This is a genomic window from Pseudomonas sp. CMR5c (assembly GCF_003850545.1).
GTDB lineage: Bacteria > Pseudomonadota > Gammaproteobacteria > Pseudomonadales > Pseudomonadaceae > Aquipseudomonas > Aquipseudomonas piscis.
In genome coordinates this window covers 3,859,952-3,879,169 of record NZ_CP027705.1, presented here as the reverse complement: position 1 = coordinate 3,879,169, position 19,218 = coordinate 3,859,952, and the positions used below count along the sequence as shown (strand labels likewise).

At 66.9% G+C, this 19,218-nt stretch carries 16 protein-coding genes; 7 read left to right on the top strand and 9 right to left on the bottom strand.

Annotated elements, in window-relative coordinates:
* Positions 1-23: 23 nt before the first annotated feature.
* Positions 24-557 (bottom strand): 2,4'-dihydroxyacetophenone dioxygenase family protein, encoded by a 534-nt coding sequence (locus C4K40_RS17810; RefSeq protein WP_022639076.1) that lies wholly within the window; start codon positions 555-557, stop codon positions 24-26.
* A gap of 281 nt (positions 558-838) precedes the next feature.
* Here C4K40_RS17810 and C4K40_RS17805 point away from each other — a divergent pair, with 281 nt between their 5' ends.
* Positions 839-1,813: an AraC family transcriptional regulator gene (locus C4K40_RS17805; protein WP_022639075.1), complete on the top strand. Its 975-nt coding sequence runs from the start codon at positions 839-841 to the stop codon at positions 1,811-1,813.
* A 182-nt stretch (positions 1,814-1,995) separates the two neighbouring features.
* On the opposite strand, the gene C4K40_RS17800 is transcribed toward C4K40_RS17805, so the two are convergent.
* The 6 genes from C4K40_RS17800 to hpaB form a co-directional block, all read right to left on the bottom strand.
* Complete coding sequence (locus C4K40_RS17800; protein WP_164485029.1) at positions 1,996-3,117, bottom strand: class II histone deacetylase; 1,122 nt, start codon at positions 3,115-3,117, stop codon at positions 1,996-1,998.
* Positions 3,118-3,144: 27 nt separating this feature from the next.
* Positions 3,145-4,311 carry an MFS transporter gene (locus C4K40_RS17795; protein WP_053130697.1) on the bottom strand — a complete coding sequence of 389 codons (1,167 nt, stop codon included), beginning with the start codon at positions 4,309-4,311 and terminating at the stop codon, positions 3,145-3,147.
* A gap of 23 nt (positions 4,312-4,334) precedes the next feature.
* The gene (locus C4K40_RS17790) at positions 4,335-5,207 is read right to left on the bottom strand and encodes a transporter (protein WP_053130695.1); all 873 of its coding nucleotides are present in this window, start codon (positions 5,205-5,207) and stop codon (positions 4,335-4,337) included.
* Between the two features lie 137 nt (positions 5,208-5,344).
* Complete coding sequence (locus tag C4K40_RS17785) at positions 5,345-6,322, bottom strand: helix-turn-helix transcriptional regulator (protein ID WP_031319948.1); 978 nt, start codon at positions 6,320-6,322, stop codon at positions 5,345-5,347.
* A 171-nt stretch (positions 6,323-6,493) separates the two neighbouring features.
* On the bottom strand, positions 6,494-7,006 hold the full coding sequence (hpaC, locus tag C4K40_RS17780; RefSeq protein ID WP_053130693.1) for a 4-hydroxyphenylacetate 3-monooxygenase, reductase component: 513 nt from the start codon (positions 7,004-7,006) through the stop codon (positions 6,494-6,496).
* Between the two features lie 54 nt (positions 7,007-7,060).
* Positions 7,061-8,623, bottom strand: coding sequence for a 4-hydroxyphenylacetate 3-monooxygenase, oxygenase component (gene hpaB, locus C4K40_RS17775; RefSeq protein WP_053130691.1), 1,563 nt, complete (start codon positions 8,621-8,623; stop codon positions 7,061-7,063).
* A 401-nt stretch (positions 8,624-9,024) separates the two neighbouring features.
* On the opposite strand from hpaB, the gene C4K40_RS17770 reads away from it, so the two are divergent.
* The gene (locus tag C4K40_RS17770; protein WP_022639068.1) at positions 9,025-10,650 is read left to right on the top strand and encodes a methyl-accepting chemotaxis protein; all 1,626 of its coding nucleotides are present in this window, start codon (positions 9,025-9,027) and stop codon (positions 10,648-10,650) included.
* 83 nt (positions 10,651-10,733) lie between these two features.
* Positions 10,734-11,912 (top strand): pyridoxal phosphate-dependent aminotransferase, encoded by a 1,179-nt coding sequence (locus C4K40_RS17765; RefSeq protein WP_053130689.1) that lies wholly within the window; start codon positions 10,734-10,736, stop codon positions 11,910-11,912.
* Between the two features lie 59 nt (positions 11,913-11,971).
* On the opposite strand, the gene C4K40_RS17760 is transcribed toward C4K40_RS17765, so the two are convergent.
* Positions 11,972-13,192, bottom strand: coding sequence for a multidrug effflux MFS transporter (locus C4K40_RS17760; protein ID WP_053130687.1), 1,221 nt, complete (start codon positions 13,190-13,192; stop codon positions 11,972-11,974).
* A 90-nt stretch (positions 13,193-13,282) separates the two neighbouring features.
* Here C4K40_RS17760 and C4K40_RS17755 point away from each other — a divergent pair, with 90 nt between their 5' ends.
* The 3 genes from C4K40_RS17755 (at position 13,283) to C4K40_RS17745 (ending at position 16,009) form a co-directional block, all read left to right on the top strand.
* On the top strand, positions 13,283-14,755 hold the full coding sequence (locus tag C4K40_RS17755) for a PLP-dependent aminotransferase family protein (protein WP_053130684.1): 1,473 nt from the start codon (positions 13,283-13,285) through the stop codon (positions 14,753-14,755).
* Between the two features lie 76 nt (positions 14,756-14,831).
* Complete coding sequence (locus C4K40_RS17750; RefSeq protein ID WP_053130680.1) at positions 14,832-15,764, top strand: DHH family phosphoesterase; 933 nt, start codon at positions 14,832-14,834, stop codon at positions 15,762-15,764.
* A gap of 2 nt (positions 15,765-15,766) precedes the next feature.
* Positions 15,767-16,009 (top strand): hypothetical protein, encoded by a 243-nt coding sequence (locus tag C4K40_RS17745; protein WP_053130677.1) that lies wholly within the window; start codon positions 15,767-15,769, stop codon positions 16,007-16,009.
* A 16-nt stretch (positions 16,010-16,025) separates the two neighbouring features.
* On the opposite strand, the gene C4K40_RS17740 is transcribed toward C4K40_RS17745, so the two are convergent.
* Entirely contained in the window at positions 16,026-16,946 is a 921-nt protein-coding gene (locus tag C4K40_RS17740; RefSeq protein ID WP_053130674.1) for a MurR/RpiR family transcriptional regulator, read from the bottom strand.
* Between the two features lie 308 nt (positions 16,947-17,254).
* On the opposite strand from C4K40_RS17740, the gene iolC reads away from it, so the two are divergent.
* The gene (gene iolC / locus C4K40_RS17735) at positions 17,255-19,192 is read left to right on the top strand and encodes a 5-dehydro-2-deoxygluconokinase (RefSeq protein WP_053130671.1); all 1,938 of its coding nucleotides are present in this window, start codon (positions 17,255-17,257) and stop codon (positions 19,190-19,192) included.
* The last annotated feature ends 26 nt before the right edge of the window (positions 19,193-19,218 follow it).

Here is a 19,218-nt window from a genome sequence, read left to right as displayed (position 1 = left end):
CCGCACGCAGGTCGAGACAGTGATCAGCGAAACAGGGTGTCGATATGGGCCGCGCCCAGGCCGATGTTTTCGTAGTGCGCGCGGCACATGGCGATGTAGGAATGCACGTCGAAGTAGCCGTCGGGCTCGCCCTGTTCGTCGAGCCAGATCAATGGGCCCTTGACGATGAAGAACACCCGCATCGGCTGCTCGTGTTCGTAGGCCACCAGGGTGTGGCCTTCGCCTGGGGTCTCGTAGACGAAGTCGCCGGCGGTGGCGGTCCATTCGTGCTCCAGGTAACCCCACTTGCCGGACAGGGTGTAGGCGAAGACCTCGTGGGGGTGGTAGTGGCGGTTGACCAGCCCGGCGCTGCTGGCCATCAGGATGTCGCACCAGCGGTTCTCGCTGGGGGAGATCCACAGCGGGCGCGAAGACACGGTCTCGGTGAAGGGCACGTACAGGCTCAGGTCGTCGCTGGCGGCGTCGGGCAGGTAGACCTCGGGCTTGGCGTCGGGCTTGAAGCAGTTGGCGATGGGCTGCAGGTCTTTCCAGAACTCTCGGGTGGCGGCTTCAGGCATGGTCGGTCTCTCTTGTTGTCGTGGAGTCGTCGGTGCAATGCCAGCGGGGCTGACGGCACGACTCTAGGCCGGCCAGGGGCGGGCGGTTTGTCCGGATCGGACCGCTTTGTTGTCGGTTTCGGACGGTTGCTCCACGGCGGTTGCCAGTGGGCGGGGGAAGTTGACAGGTGAGATCATTCAGATATTAATGAATGGCCGCAGGCCACGGGTTCCGTGGCTCCAGGTGCCTGGACGGAGCCTTGCCGCCCGGGAAACATCCCGCTGCCATGAGAAGAACAACAATGTCTCCATGCGCCTTGCTCGAAACCCGCCACGCCAGCACCCAGGCCATCGACCGGGACCTGCGCCTGGCATTCTGGGAGGACTACAACGCCAGCACCCTGGTGGGGCTCAAATGCAACTCCTACGCCGAGAGCGGCTTCACCGCCCGCCAGGACAACCTGCACTTGAGCGCCATGCGCCTGGCGCGGATCGTCGGCAATGAACATGTCGTGGAGCGTGACCGTTCGATGATCCGTGGCGTGCCCAAGGAATCGATCTTCGTCTCCCTGGTCACCGACAGTGGTTCGTTCTTCTACCAGGGCGGCACCTGCCAGTTGCTGGAGCCGGGCGAGCTGGTGGTGTATCGCACCGACAAGCCCTACCTGTTCGGTTTTTCCGCAGCCATGCGCCAGTTCATCTTCGATATTCCCCAGGAGCAGTTCGCCCGCCGTTGCCTGCGGCGCTTCGACCAGCCGTTGAAGATCGGCGTGCAGGGCGGTGGCCAGCGTCTGTTGTTGCGCACCCTGGCCGAGCGCACCCGGGGGTTTTTCCAGCAACCCTTGTGCGGCGCGGCCGAGGACTACCAGGAGCAAGCCTTCGAACTGCTGGCCAGCCTGATCGCCGGGCAAGTGGGGCAACGGCCGATCAACGCCTTGAGTGCCTCCTATCTGCTGGCGGCCAAGCAGTACATCCAGGAGCACCTGGCGGACCCGGAGTTGAGTTGCGAGCGGGTGGCGGCGCAGGTCGGTGTGTCGCCGCGCCACCTGGCCCGGTTGTTCGCCCTGGAGGAGTGGCTGCCCAGCCGCTTCATCCTGGAGAAGCGCCTGCAACAGGCCCAGCAACTGCTGTGCAGCCCCCGGGGGGCTGCGCTGGATATCAGCGAAATCGCCTATCGCCATGGCTTTGCCAGCCAGGCGCACTTTGCCCGGGCCTTCAAGGCCCGCTACCAACTCACGCCCAGTGAAGCGCGGCGCCACGGCCCCACGCCAGCTTGAGGGCGCCTTAAAAAACGTAGGCGAGGCAGCCAGCGCAAGGCAAAACCCGGGCCAAAAAGCGCATTTTACAAAGGGCTAAATGAGCATTTTGACCGGGCTGGCGCACCAGTCGGTTTTTAACGCAGCGATGACAACGCAGGTAGTTTTTAGAGGCGCCCTTGAGTGGCCGGGCGCCGCAGGGCTCAGTGAGCGAAGGCCTCCAGGGCCTGGGCCTGGCGCTCCAGCAACTGGCGTTGCAGGGCCAGGACCGGTTCCTTGGGCTGCTGCAGGCGCACGAACTCCAGCATCGGGTCGGTGACCGCAGTGCGGATGCCTGACAATGCCTCCAGGGTCGCCAGGCCACAGAACGGCACGTAGGCCTCGGAGTAGCCGCCTTCATGCACCAGCACCAGGCGCCCGCCACACAGGCGCGCGGCGGCGTCGCGCAGGCACTGGGTCATTTCGCGGAACGAGTCGCTGTGCAACAGCATCCGCGCCAGCGGGTCCACGGCGTTGGCGTCGTAGCCGCAGGCGACGATGATCAGTTGCGGCTCGAAGCGCTCTAGCGCCGGCACCACGATGCGCTGCATGGCTTGCAGATAGGCGTCGTGCCCACCGCCGGGCAGCAGCGGAACGTTGATGTTGCAGCCCAGGCCCGGGCCGCGCCCACGGTCCTGCTCGCCGCCGTAGCCGGCCGGGAAGCAGCCGTCCTGGTGCAGGGACAGGGTCAGTACATCGGCGCGCTCCTCGAAGATCGCCTGGGTGCCGTTGCCGTGGTGCACGTCCCAGTCGATCACCGCCACCTTGCCCAGGCCGTGGCGGGCCTTGGCCGCCTCGATGGCGATGGCGATGTTGGCCAGGAAGCAGAACCCCATGGCCTGGTCGGCCAGGCAGTGGTGTCCCGGTGGCCGGGACAGGGCGTAGGCGTTATCGGCCTCGCCGCTGAGCACCGCATCCACCGCAGCGATGGCCAGCCCGGCAGACAATTTGGCGATTTCATAACTGCCGGGCCCCACTGGTGCCTGGTCGCCCAGCTCGCCGCCGCCGGCATCGCTCAGGGCCTTGAAGCGTTGCAGGTAGGCGGCGCCGTGGACCCGCAGCAGGTCTTGGTCGCTGGCCGGTTCGGCGCTGCGCAGTTGCAGTTGGCGGGTCAGCCCGCTGACATCCATCAGGCTTTTCAGCCGGCGCTTGGTTTCCGGCGACTCGGCATGTCCGGCCGCGGCCGGTGGCTGCACCCAACCGCCTACCGGCAGGGTCAGGCTGTGGGGGCTGGCGCTGTGCCACAGGCACAGTTCATCGAAGAAAAACGCGGTTTTGCAGGTCATGGTGATATCCATCGTTCAAGAAAACGGTTACGAGCGGGTGGGGCGGCAGCCCAGGACCAGCGCCAGGGACAACAGGGTGAGGGCGGCGCCGGCCAGCAACAGGCCGTGGAAGCCGCCGCTGCTTTCGATCAGGCGTCCGGCCAGGGCCGGGCCGATGGCCAGGCCGACGCTGATCACCAGGTTGGAGGCGTTCATCAACCGTCCGCTGCGATCCATCTGCGCCATGCGCGCCAACACCAGCGGCAGGATGAAGGTCCAGGTGAACTTGAACACCAGGGCCGCCAGGGCGAAGCGCGCCAGTTGCGGTTGGCCGTACAGCATCAGCACCGAGCCGGCCATCAGGCCGTAGCCCAGCCACAGCAGACCGCTGCCGGGCAGGCGGTCGCCGAACAAGGTGGCGCACAGGGCGCCGACGATGCCCATCAGGGTGGCGATGGCCAGGATGTCGCCGCTGGCCTGGGGCGAGAGCCCGGCCTGGCTGCCGATGGCGCCGATGAAGGTCCAGACCCCGCTCAGGCTGATGTAGAAAGCGAGGATGCCGAGGATGCCCAGGCCGGCCTTGAGCCAGGAGATCGGCGGGGTTGGCGTGGCGGCGTCCAGTGACTGTTCGGCGCCGGCGGGAAAGCACCGTGCCAGGGGCAGGCAGAGCACCATCAGCAGCGCCAGGATCAGGTAGCAGGCGCCGAGGCCGAAGTGCTCGAACAGCAGCGGCAGCAGGCTCAGGCCAATGGCCCCCAGCACCAGCTGGCCCATCACCCAGAAGCCGTAGGCGCGACTGGGGTTGGGGCTGGCGGCGGCGCTGGCCAGGCAGATGATCATCAGCGAGCCGCCGGCCAGGGCGCTGCAAAAACGCGCCACCAGCAACAGCCAATAGTCATGGACCAGCATCGACAACAGGTTGGCGGCGATGAACAGCACGGCGCTGCACAAGGCGGCGCGGCGCCAGTCCAGGCGCTTGAGCCACCAGATGGCGGGCAGGGTGGCCAGGCTCATGGCCCCCAGCTCGGCGCTGAACAGGTCGCCGATCTGGGTCGGGCTCAGTTGCCACTGGCTGGCCAGTTGCGCGGCGATGGCCGGGGCCATCAGCAGCACCGCGGGGGTGATGGCGGCGAACAGCACGATGGCCGCCAGGAGCCCCAGGGGTTGGCGGGCAGATGGCGCGGTGTCGCTCAGGGCAGGGTTGTGGCTATGCATGGCCGGGCTTCCTCGGGCGGGGGTCAGAACACGTGGACCAGGCGCAACAGGGCGTCGGTGCCGGCGAAACCGTTGTCGGTGGCGACGTTGCGCGACAGGCTGAACATCAGTTGGTTGCGCGAATCCAGCCAGTGGCCCAGCTCGAATCCGACCTGGGTGTAGCGCCGGTGGGTGTCGTTGATGCGTCGGTCGTTGATGCGCAGTTCGCCGCCATCGGCCTGGATCAGCCGCAGGGCGCCGTAGGTGCTGGGAGTGAAGTCGTAGGACGCGAAGGCTTGCAGGCGGTACAGCGGGTCCTGCTTGAGGTCGCTGCCCAGGTAGTCATCGTTGGTGGCGTAGAACTGGGCTTCGAGGTTGGCCTCCAGGACCCACTTCTCGCCCAGGCCCTGGGTGTAGTTGTAGACGAAGGTCGCGCCCCAGCGGTTGGCCCCTGGCGAGACCCCGGGCTCGCGGCTGTGGTACTCGCCCACCGGCAGCGTGATCAGGGTCAGCAAGCCGCTGTAGGTGCGACTTTGCGGCTGGTTGATGAAGAACAGCGTGCCGCCCACCTGGGGATCGCCGAAACCGCTCTCGCGACTACGGCGCGTGGCACCGGGCAGGCGCGCATCGGTGTCGACGAAGGGCACGATGAACTGCGGTGTGCACAGGGTGCCGCACAGGTCGCTGAAGAACACCTGGCGGTAGGCCATGGCATTGACCCTCAGGTCGGCCTTGCCGGTGGTGTCGGCCGGGCCATGGAAGCTGCCGGCGCGAGTGGCGGGCAGGTACAGCACGCCGAGGCTGGTGCCTACCGGGGCGGCGAAGAAGTCCCGGGCGTTGAGATCGGCGGCCTGGGGCGACAGGCTGGCCAGGGTGCTGGCCACGGCGAGCGCGGTACGGATGAGGTTCCTGGTCATGGGCGATGCGTCTCTTGTTGGCGTTGTTGTGCGGCGCAGGGCTTGCCGGCAGGCGGCAGGGGCTGGAAACCGGGCAAAGGCTGCCCGTGACCGTCACGGGTGACGGCGCGAATCAGCGTGGGAAGGCGCGACGAGGGTCAGTCGGGCGGGGCGTGCAGCAGCTGGGCGATGCGCGCCTTGTCCTTGACCCCGAGCTTGCTGTAGATGGCGCGGATGTGATGGCGCACGGTGTTGGGCGACATGCCCAGGTCGCGCGCCACTTCCTTGTAGGTCTTGCCGTCGCCGAAGCTCTGCGCGACCTCGTTTTCCCGGGGACTGAGCTGGGGCAGCAAGGTGCGGCTGCGGGCCGCCAGCAGGAACAGGTCGCCCACCGCCTGGGACTCCACTTGCAGGCACTTGCCTTCGTAGTTGCCCAGCTCCAGGGATTGCGGCAGCTGCGGGCCGCTCCAGTGCGGCCATTCGTTGAGCAGCAGTTCGACGAAGCCACTCTCGGCGCAGTGCAGCACGCCGCGCTGGTCACAGACCGCCAGGGCCAGGTTGCGCGGCCGGGTGAGTTGCTCGCGGGTGGCCACCAGGGTGCGGATCTGGTTGGCCGAGACCGCCGCCACCAGGTGCAGCATCAGGTTGTCCAGCAGTTCGCGGTCGTGCGCGGTGAAACGCGCTGCGCCGGGTTGGCGGTACAGGGCCAGGTGGCTGCTCAGGTGGGTATGGGGGTCGATGTGCACCACGCACAACAGCTCGCCGATGTTGTACAGGCGCCCCAGCCAGTTCAGGCCGGCGCCGTTGTCCGGGTCGGCCATATCGACGATCACCGACCGGCCCGGGACCTGGTGCACCCGGCTCACGGTGACATCGACATGGCGGATCGATTGCCAGTCCGGCAGGTAGCTGGGAGGCAGGCGGTACAGGTAGCAGCTGTGTTCGTCCGGCACGCCGTTTACCAGGGCCGAGCGGCCCCACCATGCGCTGTCGAAGGGCAGCAACCTGGCGATGCGGGCCAGGGCGTGCTGGTGCAGGTGCTCGATGTCTTTGTTCTGGGCCAGTTGCTGCAAGGCCAGGACCAGTTCGCTGAAGGCCTGCAAGCGGCCGGGCGCGGGGGGCTGGAATCGACTCATGGCGCGGTACCTCGGGGCGACGTTGTTATTGTTTTCGTCACTGAAGGATCGACGGCCGGTACGCCAGGGCAGGCGTGGGCAGGACCTGGGTCGAGTATCGGCGCTTGGACCGCTGGCCGCCATCCTACAGATGCAGGAGGCGGCGCGGGGGCCAGGCCGGGAGGGCGGGGTTCAGGCGGCCTGGCAGGGCCGGGGCAGGCGGTGGAAGCTGCGGCTGAAGTACACCAGCGAATCACCGCGCTCCTGCACGCTGATCTCGTCCAGCTCCACCAGCATCAGCGAGTGGGTGCCGATTTCCTGGACCTCGGTGATCCGTCCCTGCAGGCTGGCCAGGGCATCCTCCAGCACCGGCAAGGCCTGCAGGCCGTCGCGCCAGGGGTGCAGGCCGAAGCGCTGGTCCATGGCCACGCCGGTCATGCCGGCGAAGTGCCGGGCCAGGTCTTCATGGGCGCCGCTGAGGATGTTCACGCACAGCCGGCCATTGCCCTTGAACACCGGGTTCAGGGCGCTGTTGCGGTTGACGCAGACCATCAGCGTCGGCGGGCTGTCGGTGATCGAGCACACCGCCGTGGCGGTGATGCCGCAACGGCCGGCCGGGCCATTGCTGGTGATGACGTTGACCGCCGCGGTCATGTGCGCCATGGCGTTGCGAAAGGCGAGTTGCTTGGGGTCGAGTACGGACATGAGGGTTCTCCGAAGGCCTGGGTGGCGAGGGCACGTGGCCCTCGCTGCGCACGACTACTGGCGGATGCGGTCGAGCATGTTGATGTCGTCGGGGTTGGTCAGGTGCGGCACGGTCCAGCCGTCGAGGTCGTAGTCGGCCAGGCAGCGATCCACCAGGGCGGTCATGGCTTGCATCGAGCCGCTGGCCTGGGCGTGGCGCAGGCACTGCATGCGGATCTCGTCCTGGCTGCCGGCGTAGTTGATCTCGTACAGCTCGTGGCGGCCGCCGAACTCGGTGCCGATGGCATCCCACAACAGCTTGAGGATCTTGATCCGCTCTTCGTGACCCATGCCTCCCGAACCGCGGCAATAGGTGCCCAGGTACTGGTTGAGCACGGGGTCCTTGAGGTCCCGGGAACCGGAGGGCAGGTAGATCAGGCCGCTGGCCACCACCTGCTCGATGATCTTCTTGATCTCGGTATAGGCCTGGGGCGCCAGCACCCGGTAAGCCTGCAGGGCCTGGGCGCTGGGCAGGTAGACACCGTTTTGCCACTCGCTGGCATTGCCGTGCATGGCGTCGGTCAGGGACCAGAACAGGTTGCGCCAGGCCACCACCTCGCCGACCTGGGCCTGGACCCCGCGAAACTCCAGGGCGCCGGTGCATTGCAGGGCCTTGACCAGCAGGCCGCTGATGAAGTCCAGCTTGACCGCCAGCCGGGTGCAGCCCTGCATCGGGAACAACCGGCCGAACCCACCCTGGGGGAACCACTGCCGGCAACGCTCGAAGTCGCGGTAGATCAGCACGTTCTCCCAGGGGATGAATACCTTGTCCATGATCAGGATCGCGTCGTTCTCGTCGAAGCGGCTGGACAGCGGGTAGTCGAAGGGCGAACCGCTCATGCCGGCCTGGAGTTCGTAGGAGGGGCGGCAGATCAGCTTCATGCCCCGGGTGTTCATCGGCGCGATGAACATCAGGGCGAAATCGGTGTTGTCCCCCAGCAACTGGGCCGAGCCCTGGCCGACGAAGTTGTAGTGGGTCAGCGCCGAGTTGGTGGCCACCACCTTGGCGCCGCTGACGATGATCCCGCCTTCGACTTCCTCGTCCACCGAGATGAACACATCCTTGACCTGGTCCACCGGTTTGTCGCGGTCGATGGGCGGGTTGACGATGGCGTGGTTGAGGTAGAGGCAGGCCTCCTGGATGCGCTTGTACCAGGTCCGCGCGTTGTCGGCGAAGGGGCCGTAGAACTCGGCGTTGGCTCCCAGGACGCTGCCGAAGGCCGCCTTGTAGTCGGGGCTGCGGCCCATCCAGCCGTAGGTCAGGCGCGACCAGTCGGCGATGGCGTCGCGCTGCTGGCGCAACTCGTCGGGGCTCCTGGCCGAACGGAAGAACTTGTGGGTGTAGCCGCCATTATCGGTGTCGGTGGGCCAGCACAGTTGCTCATGGGTGGCCGGGTCGTGCAGGGCATCGTACAGGCGGGCCATGGAGGCGGCCGAGTTGCGAAAGGCCGGGTGGGTGGTGACGTCCTTGACCCGGTCGCCATAGATGTAGATTTCACGGTCGTCGCGCAGGCTGGCCAGGTATTCGGCACCGGTCAGCGGGTGATCGGGGGAGGCACGAAAGTCTTCGGGTTTCATATCCAGTCTCGGCGTTGTTTTTATTGACCGGGACCATGATGGGCAGCGGCGGGCGGCGCAGAAATGGCTTTTTCGGCGAATGGCTTGCACTTTCCATGGGCTTGCCGGGAACTGCCGCGAACCGGAGCAAAAACTCCTGGGCAGCGCGTTTTGGCCCATCCCTGGACCGCCCATCAGTGCTTTATCGATTCACTTCGCGTTGTGGCGTTTCAGTCCTGAATCAGCGGTCATTTCCGGGATTTTTTTTACGAATCAGCCATATGAAAGCGCAACTTCGGCCGATATCCAGGATAGGCCCAAGGACCCCGGTGCCAAGGTTTCCGACGTCGGCGCAGCGCTGATGCGCGGATCATTCAATGGCAAGGATGCTGATCGTCATGTTCTCCTGCGAGAGTCGCCCTATGACCCTGCGTAACCTGAATATCGCCCCTCGAGCTTTCCTCGGTTTTGCCTTCATTGCCTTGCTGGTCGTCGTGCTGGGGGTGTTCGCGGTCAATCGCATGTCGATCATCCGCGAGGCCTCGGTCGACATGGAAGGCAACCAACTGCCTAGCGTCAGCTACCTGGGCAACCTCACGGAGAACGTGCTGCGCCTGCGGATCTTGTCGTTCCGGGTGCTGGTCAACCGCGAACCGGCGGGCCTGGCCGAAGCCCAGACGCGCATCGGCGTGCTGGTGGACAAGGTGCGCCAGGCCCAGGCCGGTTATGCCGCGCTGCCGGCCGGCCCGCAGGAGGCCGCGCTGTACAAGACCTTCTCCACGACCCTGGAGAACTACCTGCAAGCCCAGAAGGAAATGCTCGAGCTGTCGCGCCAGGACAAGCTCGATGCAATGCGCCAGCTGATCAACACCCGGATCAAGGACGGTACCGACCAGATGGGCGAGCAACTGAACCAGTTGATCGCCATCAACGCCGCCGATGCCACGGCCGCCTCCAAGGCCGCCGGCGAGCACTACGGCAGCGCGATTGCCGGGATCGTCATCGTCGCGCTGATCGCTGCTGCGCTGACCATCATCCTCGCGTTGCTGCTGACCCGCAGCATCGTCAGTCCGTTGAACAAGGCATTGAACGCCGCCGAGGTGATCGCCGGCGGCAACCTGCGCCAGAGCATCGAAGTCGACGGCAAGGACGAACCGGCGCGCCTGTTGCAGGCCCTGGCCGAGATGCAGGCGAGCCTGCGCCGCACCATCGAGCAGATCGCCGGTTCGGCGACCCAGGTGGCCTCGGCTTCCGAGCAACTGAGCGCGGTAACCGAGGAAACCTCCCGTGGCGTCCAGCAGCAGAACACCGAGATCGAGCAGGCCGCTACCGCCGTCAACGAGATGACCGCGGCGGTGGAGGAGGTGGCACGCAACGCGGTGTCGACTTCCGAGGCTTCGCAGCAATCGACCCAGGCCGCCCGTGACGGCCGCGACCGGGTGGTGCAGACCGTCGATGCGATCCAGACCATGGCCCACGACGTGCAGAACACCTCGGTGATGATCGAGGGCCTGGCCACCCAGGGCCGGGACATCGGCAAGGTCCTGGACGTGATCCGGGCCATCGCCGAGCAGACCAACCTGCTGGCGCTCAACGCTGCCATCGAGGCGGCCCGGGCCGGCGAGGCCGGGCGCGGCTTCGCGGTAGTGGCCGACGAAGTGCGGGCCCTGGCCCATCGCACTGCCCAGTCGACCCAGGAGATCGAGAAGATGGTGGCTGGCATCCAGAACGGCACCGGCCACGCCGTGGAGTCGATGCAGCAGAGCAATCAGCGCACCCAGAGCACCCTGGACCTGGCTCGCGCCGCCGGCGAGGCCCTGGAGCAGATCGCCGAGTCCATCAACCAGATCAACGAGCGCAACCTGGTGATCGCCAGCGCCTCGGAGGAGCAGGCCCAGGTGTCCCGCGAGGTGGACCGCAACCTGGTGAACATCCGCGACCTGGCGACCCAGTCGGCGGCCGGGGCCAACCAGACCAGCGCTGCCAGCCACGAGCTGTCGCGCCTGGCGGTGGAGCTCAACGCCATGGTCGCGCGCTTCGTGATCTGACCTGACGCCGCCGTGGGCGGCGCTCGACGAGTCGGGTTGCAGCACCTAGGGTTTGGGCTGAGGCGTCTTTCAAGGAGAAAGCCATGCGCTACTCAGCCCTGACCCAGCGGATCGCCGGCGAAGGTTCCGCGGCCTGGAACATCCATTACCGGGCCCTGGCCCTGCGTGAGCAGGGACGCGATGTGTTGCTGCTGACGGTGGGCGACCCGGACTTCGATACTCCAGGTCCGGTGGTCCAGGCGGCGATCGACAGCTTGCTGGCCGGCGATACCCATTATTCGGACGTGCGCGGCAACCTGGCCTTGCGCAGTTGCATCGCCCAATGCCATCACCAACGCAGTGGCCAGGTGGTGGATGCCGAGCATGTGGTGGTGCTGCCGGGGGCGCAGTGCGCGGTGTTCTCGGTGGCCCAGTGCCTGGTGGGCCCAGGCGACGAGGTGCTGGTGGCCGAACCCATGTACGTCACCTACGAAGGGGTGATCGGCGCCTGTGGCGCGACCGTGGTGCCGGTGCCGGTGCGGGCCGAGCGCGGCTTCTGCGTCGATCCGCTGGACGTCGCCGCGCGGATCGGTCCGCGCACCCGGGCCATGCTGCTCAATAGCCCGAACAATCCCTCCGGCGCCAGCCTGTCCCTGGATGACTGGCAGGCCCTGGCGCGCTTGTGCCTGGAGCACGACCTGTGGCTGATCTCCGATGAGGTCTACAGCGACTTGCTGTATGAGGGGCAACACCTGAGTCCGGGCAGCCTGCCCCGCATGGGCGAGCGCACCGCCACCATCAACAGCCTGTCCAAGTCCCATGCCATGAGCGGCTGGCGGATCGGCTGGGTGATCGCCCCGACGGTGTTGGCCGGGCACCTGGGCAACCTGGCCCTGTGCATGCTCTACGGCTTGCCCGAGTTCATCCAGAACGCCGCGGTGGTGGCGCTGTCCAGCGATTTGCCGGAGTTGGTGCAGATGCGCCAGGAGTACCGCCGGCGCCGCGATCTGGTGTGTTCGATGCTGCAAGAGTGTCCCGGCTTGCAACCGGTGCGTCCCGATGGCGGCATGTTCGTCATGGTCGATATCCGCCGCACCGGCCTTGGGGCCCAGGCCTTCGCCGATGGCCTGCTGGAGGGCCATGGCGTTTCGGTGCTGGCCGGGGATGCCTTCGGCCCCAGCGTCGTCGGGCACGTGCGTATCGCCCTGGTGCTGGACTGCCAGCAGCTGGCCGAAGCTTGCCGGCGCATCGCCCGCTTCACCGCGCAATTGCCTGTGCAATGACTAGAGCTGTCATGTGATCGATCCGCTTCGCGGTGGCCGTCGATGACGTGCCGGCTGGCCTATGGCTTGGGGCGCAGGGCGTACCAGGCCAGGCCCAGGGCGAGGCTGAACAGGCCGGTCAGGGCTTGCAAGGACCCGGCAGCACTGTCGACCAGGGCGTTGGCCAGCAGCCCGCAAGCAGCGGTCATGGCCATCTGGATGAAGAAGAACAGGCCCGAGGCACTGCCGGCCACCGCCGCATAGGGTTGCAGGATCGCCAGCTGGCAGGCGGGAATCGCCAGGCCCACCGACAGCATGATCGCCAGCATCGGCAGGACGATGGCCAGCAAGCTGTCGGGCCACAAGCTGCGGGTGGCCAGCAGCAAGCCTGCCGCCAGCAGGTTCAGCAGCGTGGCGCGGGCGATCAGGTGGTCGGCGCCGAGCCTGGGGGCCAGGTGCTGGAACAGGCGTGAGCCCAGCAGGTAACCGGCCACGGTGGCGGCGAACACCAGGGCATAGCTGCCCGAGGACAGGCCCAGGCCGCGCTGGAGCAAGGCCGGTGATTGCAGGATGAAGGGGAAATAAGTGCAGTACAGGCAGCCGATGGCCAGGGAGTAACGCATGAAGTAGCGCGTGCCCAGCAAGCGCAGGTACAGCCGTGGCAGGCTTTCCCGGGGCGTTGCCAGGGGCTGGGGCACGCGGGTCTCCGCCAGCCTGGCAAGCATCAGCAGCCACACCGCGGCCGCCACCAGGCCCAGGGCCAGGAACAGGCCGCGCCAACCCAGCAATTGCTCCAGCAGGCTGCCAAGAACTGGTGCCAGCATCGGCGACAAGGCGATGCCCATGGACAACAGGCCCAGCAGCCGCGCCTGTTCCGCCGGCGGGCAGCGATCACGCACCATGACCCGGCCCACCAGGGTGCCGCAGCAGCCACCCAGGGCCTGTAGCAGGCGGGCGGCCATCAATACCTCGACCCGGCTGGCGAACATGCAGGCCAGGGTGGCCAGCAGGAACAGCGCCATGCCCCACAGCAGCACCGGACGCCGGCCAAACCGGTCGCAGAGCGGTCCGCCCAGGAGCATCGACAGGGCGTAGCCGAGCATGTACAGGCTCAGGGTCAGTTGCAGCTGGGCATCGCTGGCCCCCAGTTCGTCGGCCATGGCCGGCAAGGCCGGCAGGTACAGGTCGATGCTGATCCGCGGCAGGCAGACCACCACCAGCAACAGCAAGGTCCAGAGCCAGGGGGCCAGGTCTTGCGCGGCGGCGGGAGAGAGGGGCGGGGTATCGGTGGTCGGTCGCATGGTCGGCTCGCAACAAGGGCTTGGCCGGGACGTTAAGGGCTTTATGGTTTAATGCGCAGAGCCATTTACCGTCATTTCGAGTGGACCACTATGAGCCGTGGCAAATACCCCGTTCCCCTGGACTTGCCGCTGCCACAGGCCCTGGGCGAGGGCTTGGGCAAGCAGGACAGCGCCTATGGCGCCTTGCGCCAGGCGATCCTGGACAAGCGCCTGGCGGCGGGTTGCCGCTTGCCTTCGACGCGGACCCTGGCCCAGCGCTGGGCCATGTCCCGGGGCACCCTGGAGGTGGTGTTCGACCGCTTGCGCAGCGAGGGTTACGTCAGCCGGGCCGCAGGTTCCGGGACTCGGGTCTGCGCGGTGGTGCCGGATCTCTACCTGAGTGCGCCGCTTGCCGTGGCGCCTGCTGCCAGTGACGAGGATGGCCCGAGGCCGCAGCCCCAGGGCGTGCGTGCCGGCCAGCCCTTCGTCGCGCGCCTGGCCGACCCGGCGCTGTTCCCCCTGGCGCGCTGGACCCGCTCCCTGACCCGGGCCCTGGCCGGCGCCCCGGCCCAGTCGCTGTGCGACCACGACCCTGGGGGCCTGCCGCAACTGCGCCAGCAGATCGCCCAGTACCTGGGACAGCATCGGGGTATCGCTTGTGAGCCTGCGCAAGTGATGGTCACCACCGGCATTCGCCATGGCCTCGACCTGCTGGCCCGCAGCCTGCTGCGACCGGGGGACGAGGTCTGCCTGGAAGACCCCGGCTACCTGTCGGCCAGGGAGCTGTTCGCCCTGGCCGGGGCACAGGCGATACCGGTGCCGGTGCTGGAGGAGGGCATCGATGTGGACCGCCTGCATGAGCATGGCGCGGCGCGGATGGTCTACGTCACGCCAGCGCATCAGGCGCCCTTGGGCATGACCATGCCGGTGTCTCGGCGCCTGGCGTTGCTGGAGTGGGCGCGGCGCAGTGGCGCCTGGGTGGTGGAGGATGACTACGACAGCGAGTTCAACTACCAGAGCGCCCCCCTGGCGGCGCTCAAGTCCCTGGATCGCGACGATCGGGTGATCTACTGCGGCAGCTTCAACAAGACCCTGTTCGCCGGCCTGCGGGTGGGCTTCATGCTGGTGCCCGACGCCTTGCGCGAGCGGCTGCTGGCCACTTTGCAGAGCACCGGGCGCTCAGTGGGGGTGATCGAGCAGCTGGCCCTGGCCGACTACATCGCCAGCGGCGCCTTTTTGCGTTACCTGCGGGCCGCCCGCCAAGCCTACCAGGAGCGCCGCGACCTGCTGCTTGCAATCCTGGCCCGGGAGGCCCCGGGCTGCTACAGCATCAGCGGGCAACAAGCGGGCCTGCACCTGCTGCTGCACCTGCCGCCGGGTGGCGATGAAGCGCGGTTGCGCCAGCGCGCCGCTGCGCTCGGGATCGTCCTGCAAGGGCTGGCCGAGCATTGCCAGCAGGTGCGCCCGGGCCCGGCGGTGATCATCGGCTATGCCGCCTTGAGCCTGGCGCAGATCCGCTTCAGTGGCTCGCGCCTGGCGGCCCTGTTGGTGGATGAGGCCCGGCAAGCCCGGGCCGGGGCATAATTGTCATGGCGCTGTCATATTCGCCGGCCATGCTCGGCACCCCGGCCCCAGGGCCTTCGTATTGCACAAGGACGTCATGATCATTGTCACCTCCGGCGCGGCCTACCTGGACATGGACGCCTACGCCGGCTGCATCGCCTACGCCGAATGGCTCAACCTGCGCGGCCAGCCGGCCCGGGCCCTGAGCAGCGCGCCGCTGAACGAAAGCATCCCCCGGCAACTGCGCTCGGCCCTAAAGGGGCTGGATGCATCGGTGCCGATCGGCGACGACGATGTGTTCGTGCTGGTGGACGTTTCCAATCACCTGCACCTGGACCCGCTGGTGAATCTTGCACGGGTGGTGGAGGTCATCGACCATCATCCCGGGTTCGAAGGGTTCTGGGCCGAGCGCCTGGGGCCGCGTGCGGATATCCGCCGGATCGGCGCCGCCTGTACCCAGGTCTATGAGCGTTGGCGCGACTCGGGGCTGCTGGCGCAGATGAGCCGCGACAGTGCGCAATTGCTGGCAGCCGGGATTCTCGACAACACCCTGAACTTCACCGCCCGGATCTGCACCGAGGCCGATCGCCAGGCCTATGCCATGCTGGCCCGGCACGCCGGGTTGGACGAGCAATGGCCTGCACGCTACTTCGACCAGTGCCAGCGCCAGATCGAGGAACAACTGGAGCAGGCCCTGCACAAGGACCTGAAAGTCCTCGGGGAAGAGAGCAACCTGCCCAGGCGTTTCGCCCAGTTGACCTTGTGGAATGCCGATCGCTTGCTGCGCCAGCAACGGCCCTTGATCGAAAGGGTGCTGGGGCAGTGGGGCGATGACTGGCTGCTGAACCTGATCAGCCTCGGCGAGGGGCGCAGCTACTTGCTCAGTGGTGGAGCCGCTAGTGCGCAGAAGCTGGACCGGCTGCTAGAGTGCCCGGCCGTGAATGGCCTGCACTGCCTGGACCGGCCGATCTTGCGCAAGGAGTTGCTGCGCTTGGGCCTGGACTGGCAGGCGCCGATGACCCCGAGGTAACCGTGGACCTGGATCAAGCCTTGCAGCAAGTGGTGGATGAGCGCAGTTTCCTGGCGTTCGTCCAGGCCTTGAGCGCCGACCGGCGCCAAGCCAGCGACTGGCAGAACGACTCCATCGAGGACTTCCTCGACTCCGCCCATGCCTGGGCCGAAGCCAGTGCCATGGGCGCCAGCCAGGGGTTGGCCGACGCCTCGCCGTGGAAGCGCTTCGCGGTGTTCCTGTACTGCGGCAAGATCTACGAATGAGGCACCCGCTGCGCGGCTAATCCTCGAAGCCGCTCTGCTCGTGGATTTCATCCATCTTCAGCTCCAGGCGGTAGGCCACGGCGATGAACAGCGCCTGGCACAGGCACAAGGTGGCGCTCAGCGAGCGGAAGGCGAACGAGCTGCCCTCGTTGACCAGCAGCACGCTGTTGGCGCGCTTGGCCAGGGGCGAGAGGGTGCTGTCGGTGATGATCAGGGTCTTGGCCTGGTGGTGCTGGGCAATCCGCAGGCAGTGCTGGGTTTCCTTGGCGTAGGGCGTGAAGCTGATGGCGATCACCAGGTCGCCGGGGCGGATGCTGCGCATCTGCTCGCGGTAGCTGCCACCGAGCCCCGAGACCAGGTGGATGCGCTTGTTGGTGTGCTGCAGGTTGTAGACCAGGTAGTCGGCCACCGCGAAGGAGCGCCGCACCCCCACCACGTAGATGTTCTCGGCATTGACCACCAGGTCCACGGCTCGCTCCAGGGCCGCCTCGTCCAGCTCCTGCTCCAGGCGCTCGATCCCCGAGAGGGTGGCGCCGATGCAGTCGCGAGCCAGGTCGGCGCTGCTGGCCTTCTGTGATTTGTTGGCGATCAGGCTGCGGATGCGCTGCTGGTAGTTCTGTACCGGCGTGGCCTTGTGGGTATAGGCCTCGCGGAACAACGTCTGCATGTCACTGAAGCCGCGAAAGCCCAGGCGCTGGGAGAAACGCACGATGGCCGAGGGGTGCACTTCGCATTCGCGGGCGATGTCGCTGATGCGATCGACCATGATCCGGTCGCGCTGCTGGCTCATGTAGCTGGCGATACGCTTGAGCTGGCGCGGCAGGCTTTCGTATTCCCGGGCGATCAGTTGCAGCAGGCCCTCGGCATCGAGCGGGCGAGTGGCGAGGTCGCTGTCCGGGGTGCCTTCGGACAAGGCCGGCTGATCGGTATGGGGCATGGTCAATCCTTCTTGCGGTGCTGATGGGGCGAGCCTGGGTAGTGCCCCTGAGACTAGGCGGACTGCGGGCAGTCTACAGGGTCGGCGCCGGGAAAATCATGCCGGCCGGGGCCTGCGGCGCATTGCTGAAACGATGCAGGACATAGATTTCGGCGTGCAGCGAACTTTAGTGGAAAAAATATTCCATGTAAAAAAATTTAGAATAAATATTGATCTGGCAGTGAAAGCCGTTCTAGTCTGCACCCACCAAGAGTGCTTGCCGAGGAACCGGCGGCAGGCAGCGGCTGATAACAATAACAGGAGCCAGCATGGGCCAGGACCGCTTTGCCAGTGGGCGTCAATTGGATCTGATCTGCCTCGGACGCCTGGGCGTCGACCTCTACGCGCAGCAAGTGGGGGCCCGCCTGGAAGATGTCGCCAGTTTTGCCAAATACCTTGGCGGCTCGTCCGCCAACATCGCCTTCGGTACCGCGCGCCTGGGCCTGAAGTCGGCGATGCTGACGCGGGTCGGCGACGACCACATGGGGCGCTTCCTGCTGGAGTCGTTGCAGCGCGAAGGCTGCGACACCCGCGCCGTGCGGGTCGATGCCGAGCGCCTGACGGCCCTGGTCCTGCTGGGCCTCAAGGACCGCGAGAGTTTTCCCCTGGTGTTCTATCGCGAGAACTGCGCCGACATGGCCCTGGCCGCCGAGGACATCGACGAGGCCTTCATCGCTTCCAGCAAGGCGCTGCTGATCACCGGCACGCATTTTTCCAGCGATCAGGTCTACCGCGCCAGCATCCAGGCCCTCGACTATGCCGAGCGCCATGGGGTGCGGCGAGTGCTGGACATCGACTATCGGCCAGTGCTCTGGGGCCTGGCGGCCAAGGCCGATGGCCAGACCCGTTTCGTCGCCGACCGCCAGGTCAGCCAGCATGTGCAGGGCATCCTGCCGCGCTTCGAATTGATCGTCGGCACCGAGGAGGAATTCCTGATTGCCGGGGGCGAGCCGGATTTGCTGGCGGCCCTGCGCCGGGTGCGCGAGCTGACGACCGCGACCCTGGTGGTCAAGCTCGGCCCCAGGGGCTGCACGGTGATCCATGGGGCCATTCCCGGCCATCTGGAGGACCTGCAGGTGCACCAGGGCGTGCAGGTCGAGGTGCTGAACGTGCTGGGCGCCGGCGATGCGTTCATGTCCGGCTTCCTCAGTGGCTGGCTGGAGGGGGCGGACGATGAGCGCTGCTGCCAGCTGGCCAATGCCTGCGGCGCCCTGGTGGTCTCGCGCCATGCCTGTGCCCCGGCGATGCCGACCCGTGCCGAGCTCGACTACCTGTTCGGCAGCCCGCGGCCCATCACCCGTCCGGACCAAGACCCGACCCTGCGGCGCCTGCACCAGGTCAGCGTGCCGCGCAAGGCGTGGCGGCCGCTGTTCATCTTCGCCTTCGATCATCGCGGGCAACTGGTGGAGCTGGCCCGCCAGGGTGGGCGCGAGCTCAAGGTCATCGAGCAACTCAAGCTGCTGTTCGTCGAGGCGGTGCAGCGGGTCGAGGCCGACCTGCGACGCCAGGGCGTCGAGGCCGATGTCGGCGTGCTGGCGGACCAGCGCTTCGGCCAGGATGCACTGAACGCCGCCACCGGTCGTGGCTGGTGGGTGGCGCGCCCGGTGGAGCTGCAGGGTTCGCGGCCCCTGGTGTTCGAGCAGGGCCGGGCCATCGGCAGCAACCTGATCGCCTGGCCCCAGGAGCAGATCATCAAGTGCCTGGTGCAATTTCATCCCGATGACGAACCCATGCTGCGCCTGGAGCAGGAGGCGCAGATCCGCGCCCTGTACCAGGCGTCCCAGGCCAGCGGCCATGAGCTGCTGCTGGAGGTCATCCCGCCCAAGGACTTGCCCGGGGCCCATCCCGAGGTGCTGTACCGGGCCATCAAGCGCCTCTACAACCTGGGCATCTACCCGGCCTGGTGGAAGATCGAGGCCCAGGATCGCGAGCAGTGGCAGCGCCTGGACCAATTGATCCAGGAGCGTGATCCCTACTGCCGTGGGGTGGTATTGCTGGGGCTCAACGCCTCGCCCCAGGCCCTGGCCGAGGGCTTTCGCCAGGCCGCCGGCAGCAGCAGTTGCCGGGGCTTCGCCGTGGGTCGCACGATCTTCCAGGAGCCCAGTCGTGCCTGGCTGGCAGGGGAGATCGACGACCAGCAGCTGATCGAGCAAGTACAGGGCACGTTCGTCCAGTTGATCGAGGCCTGGCGCAGCGCCCGCCCGTGAACGCCCCAGGCCTTGGTGGCGAGGCG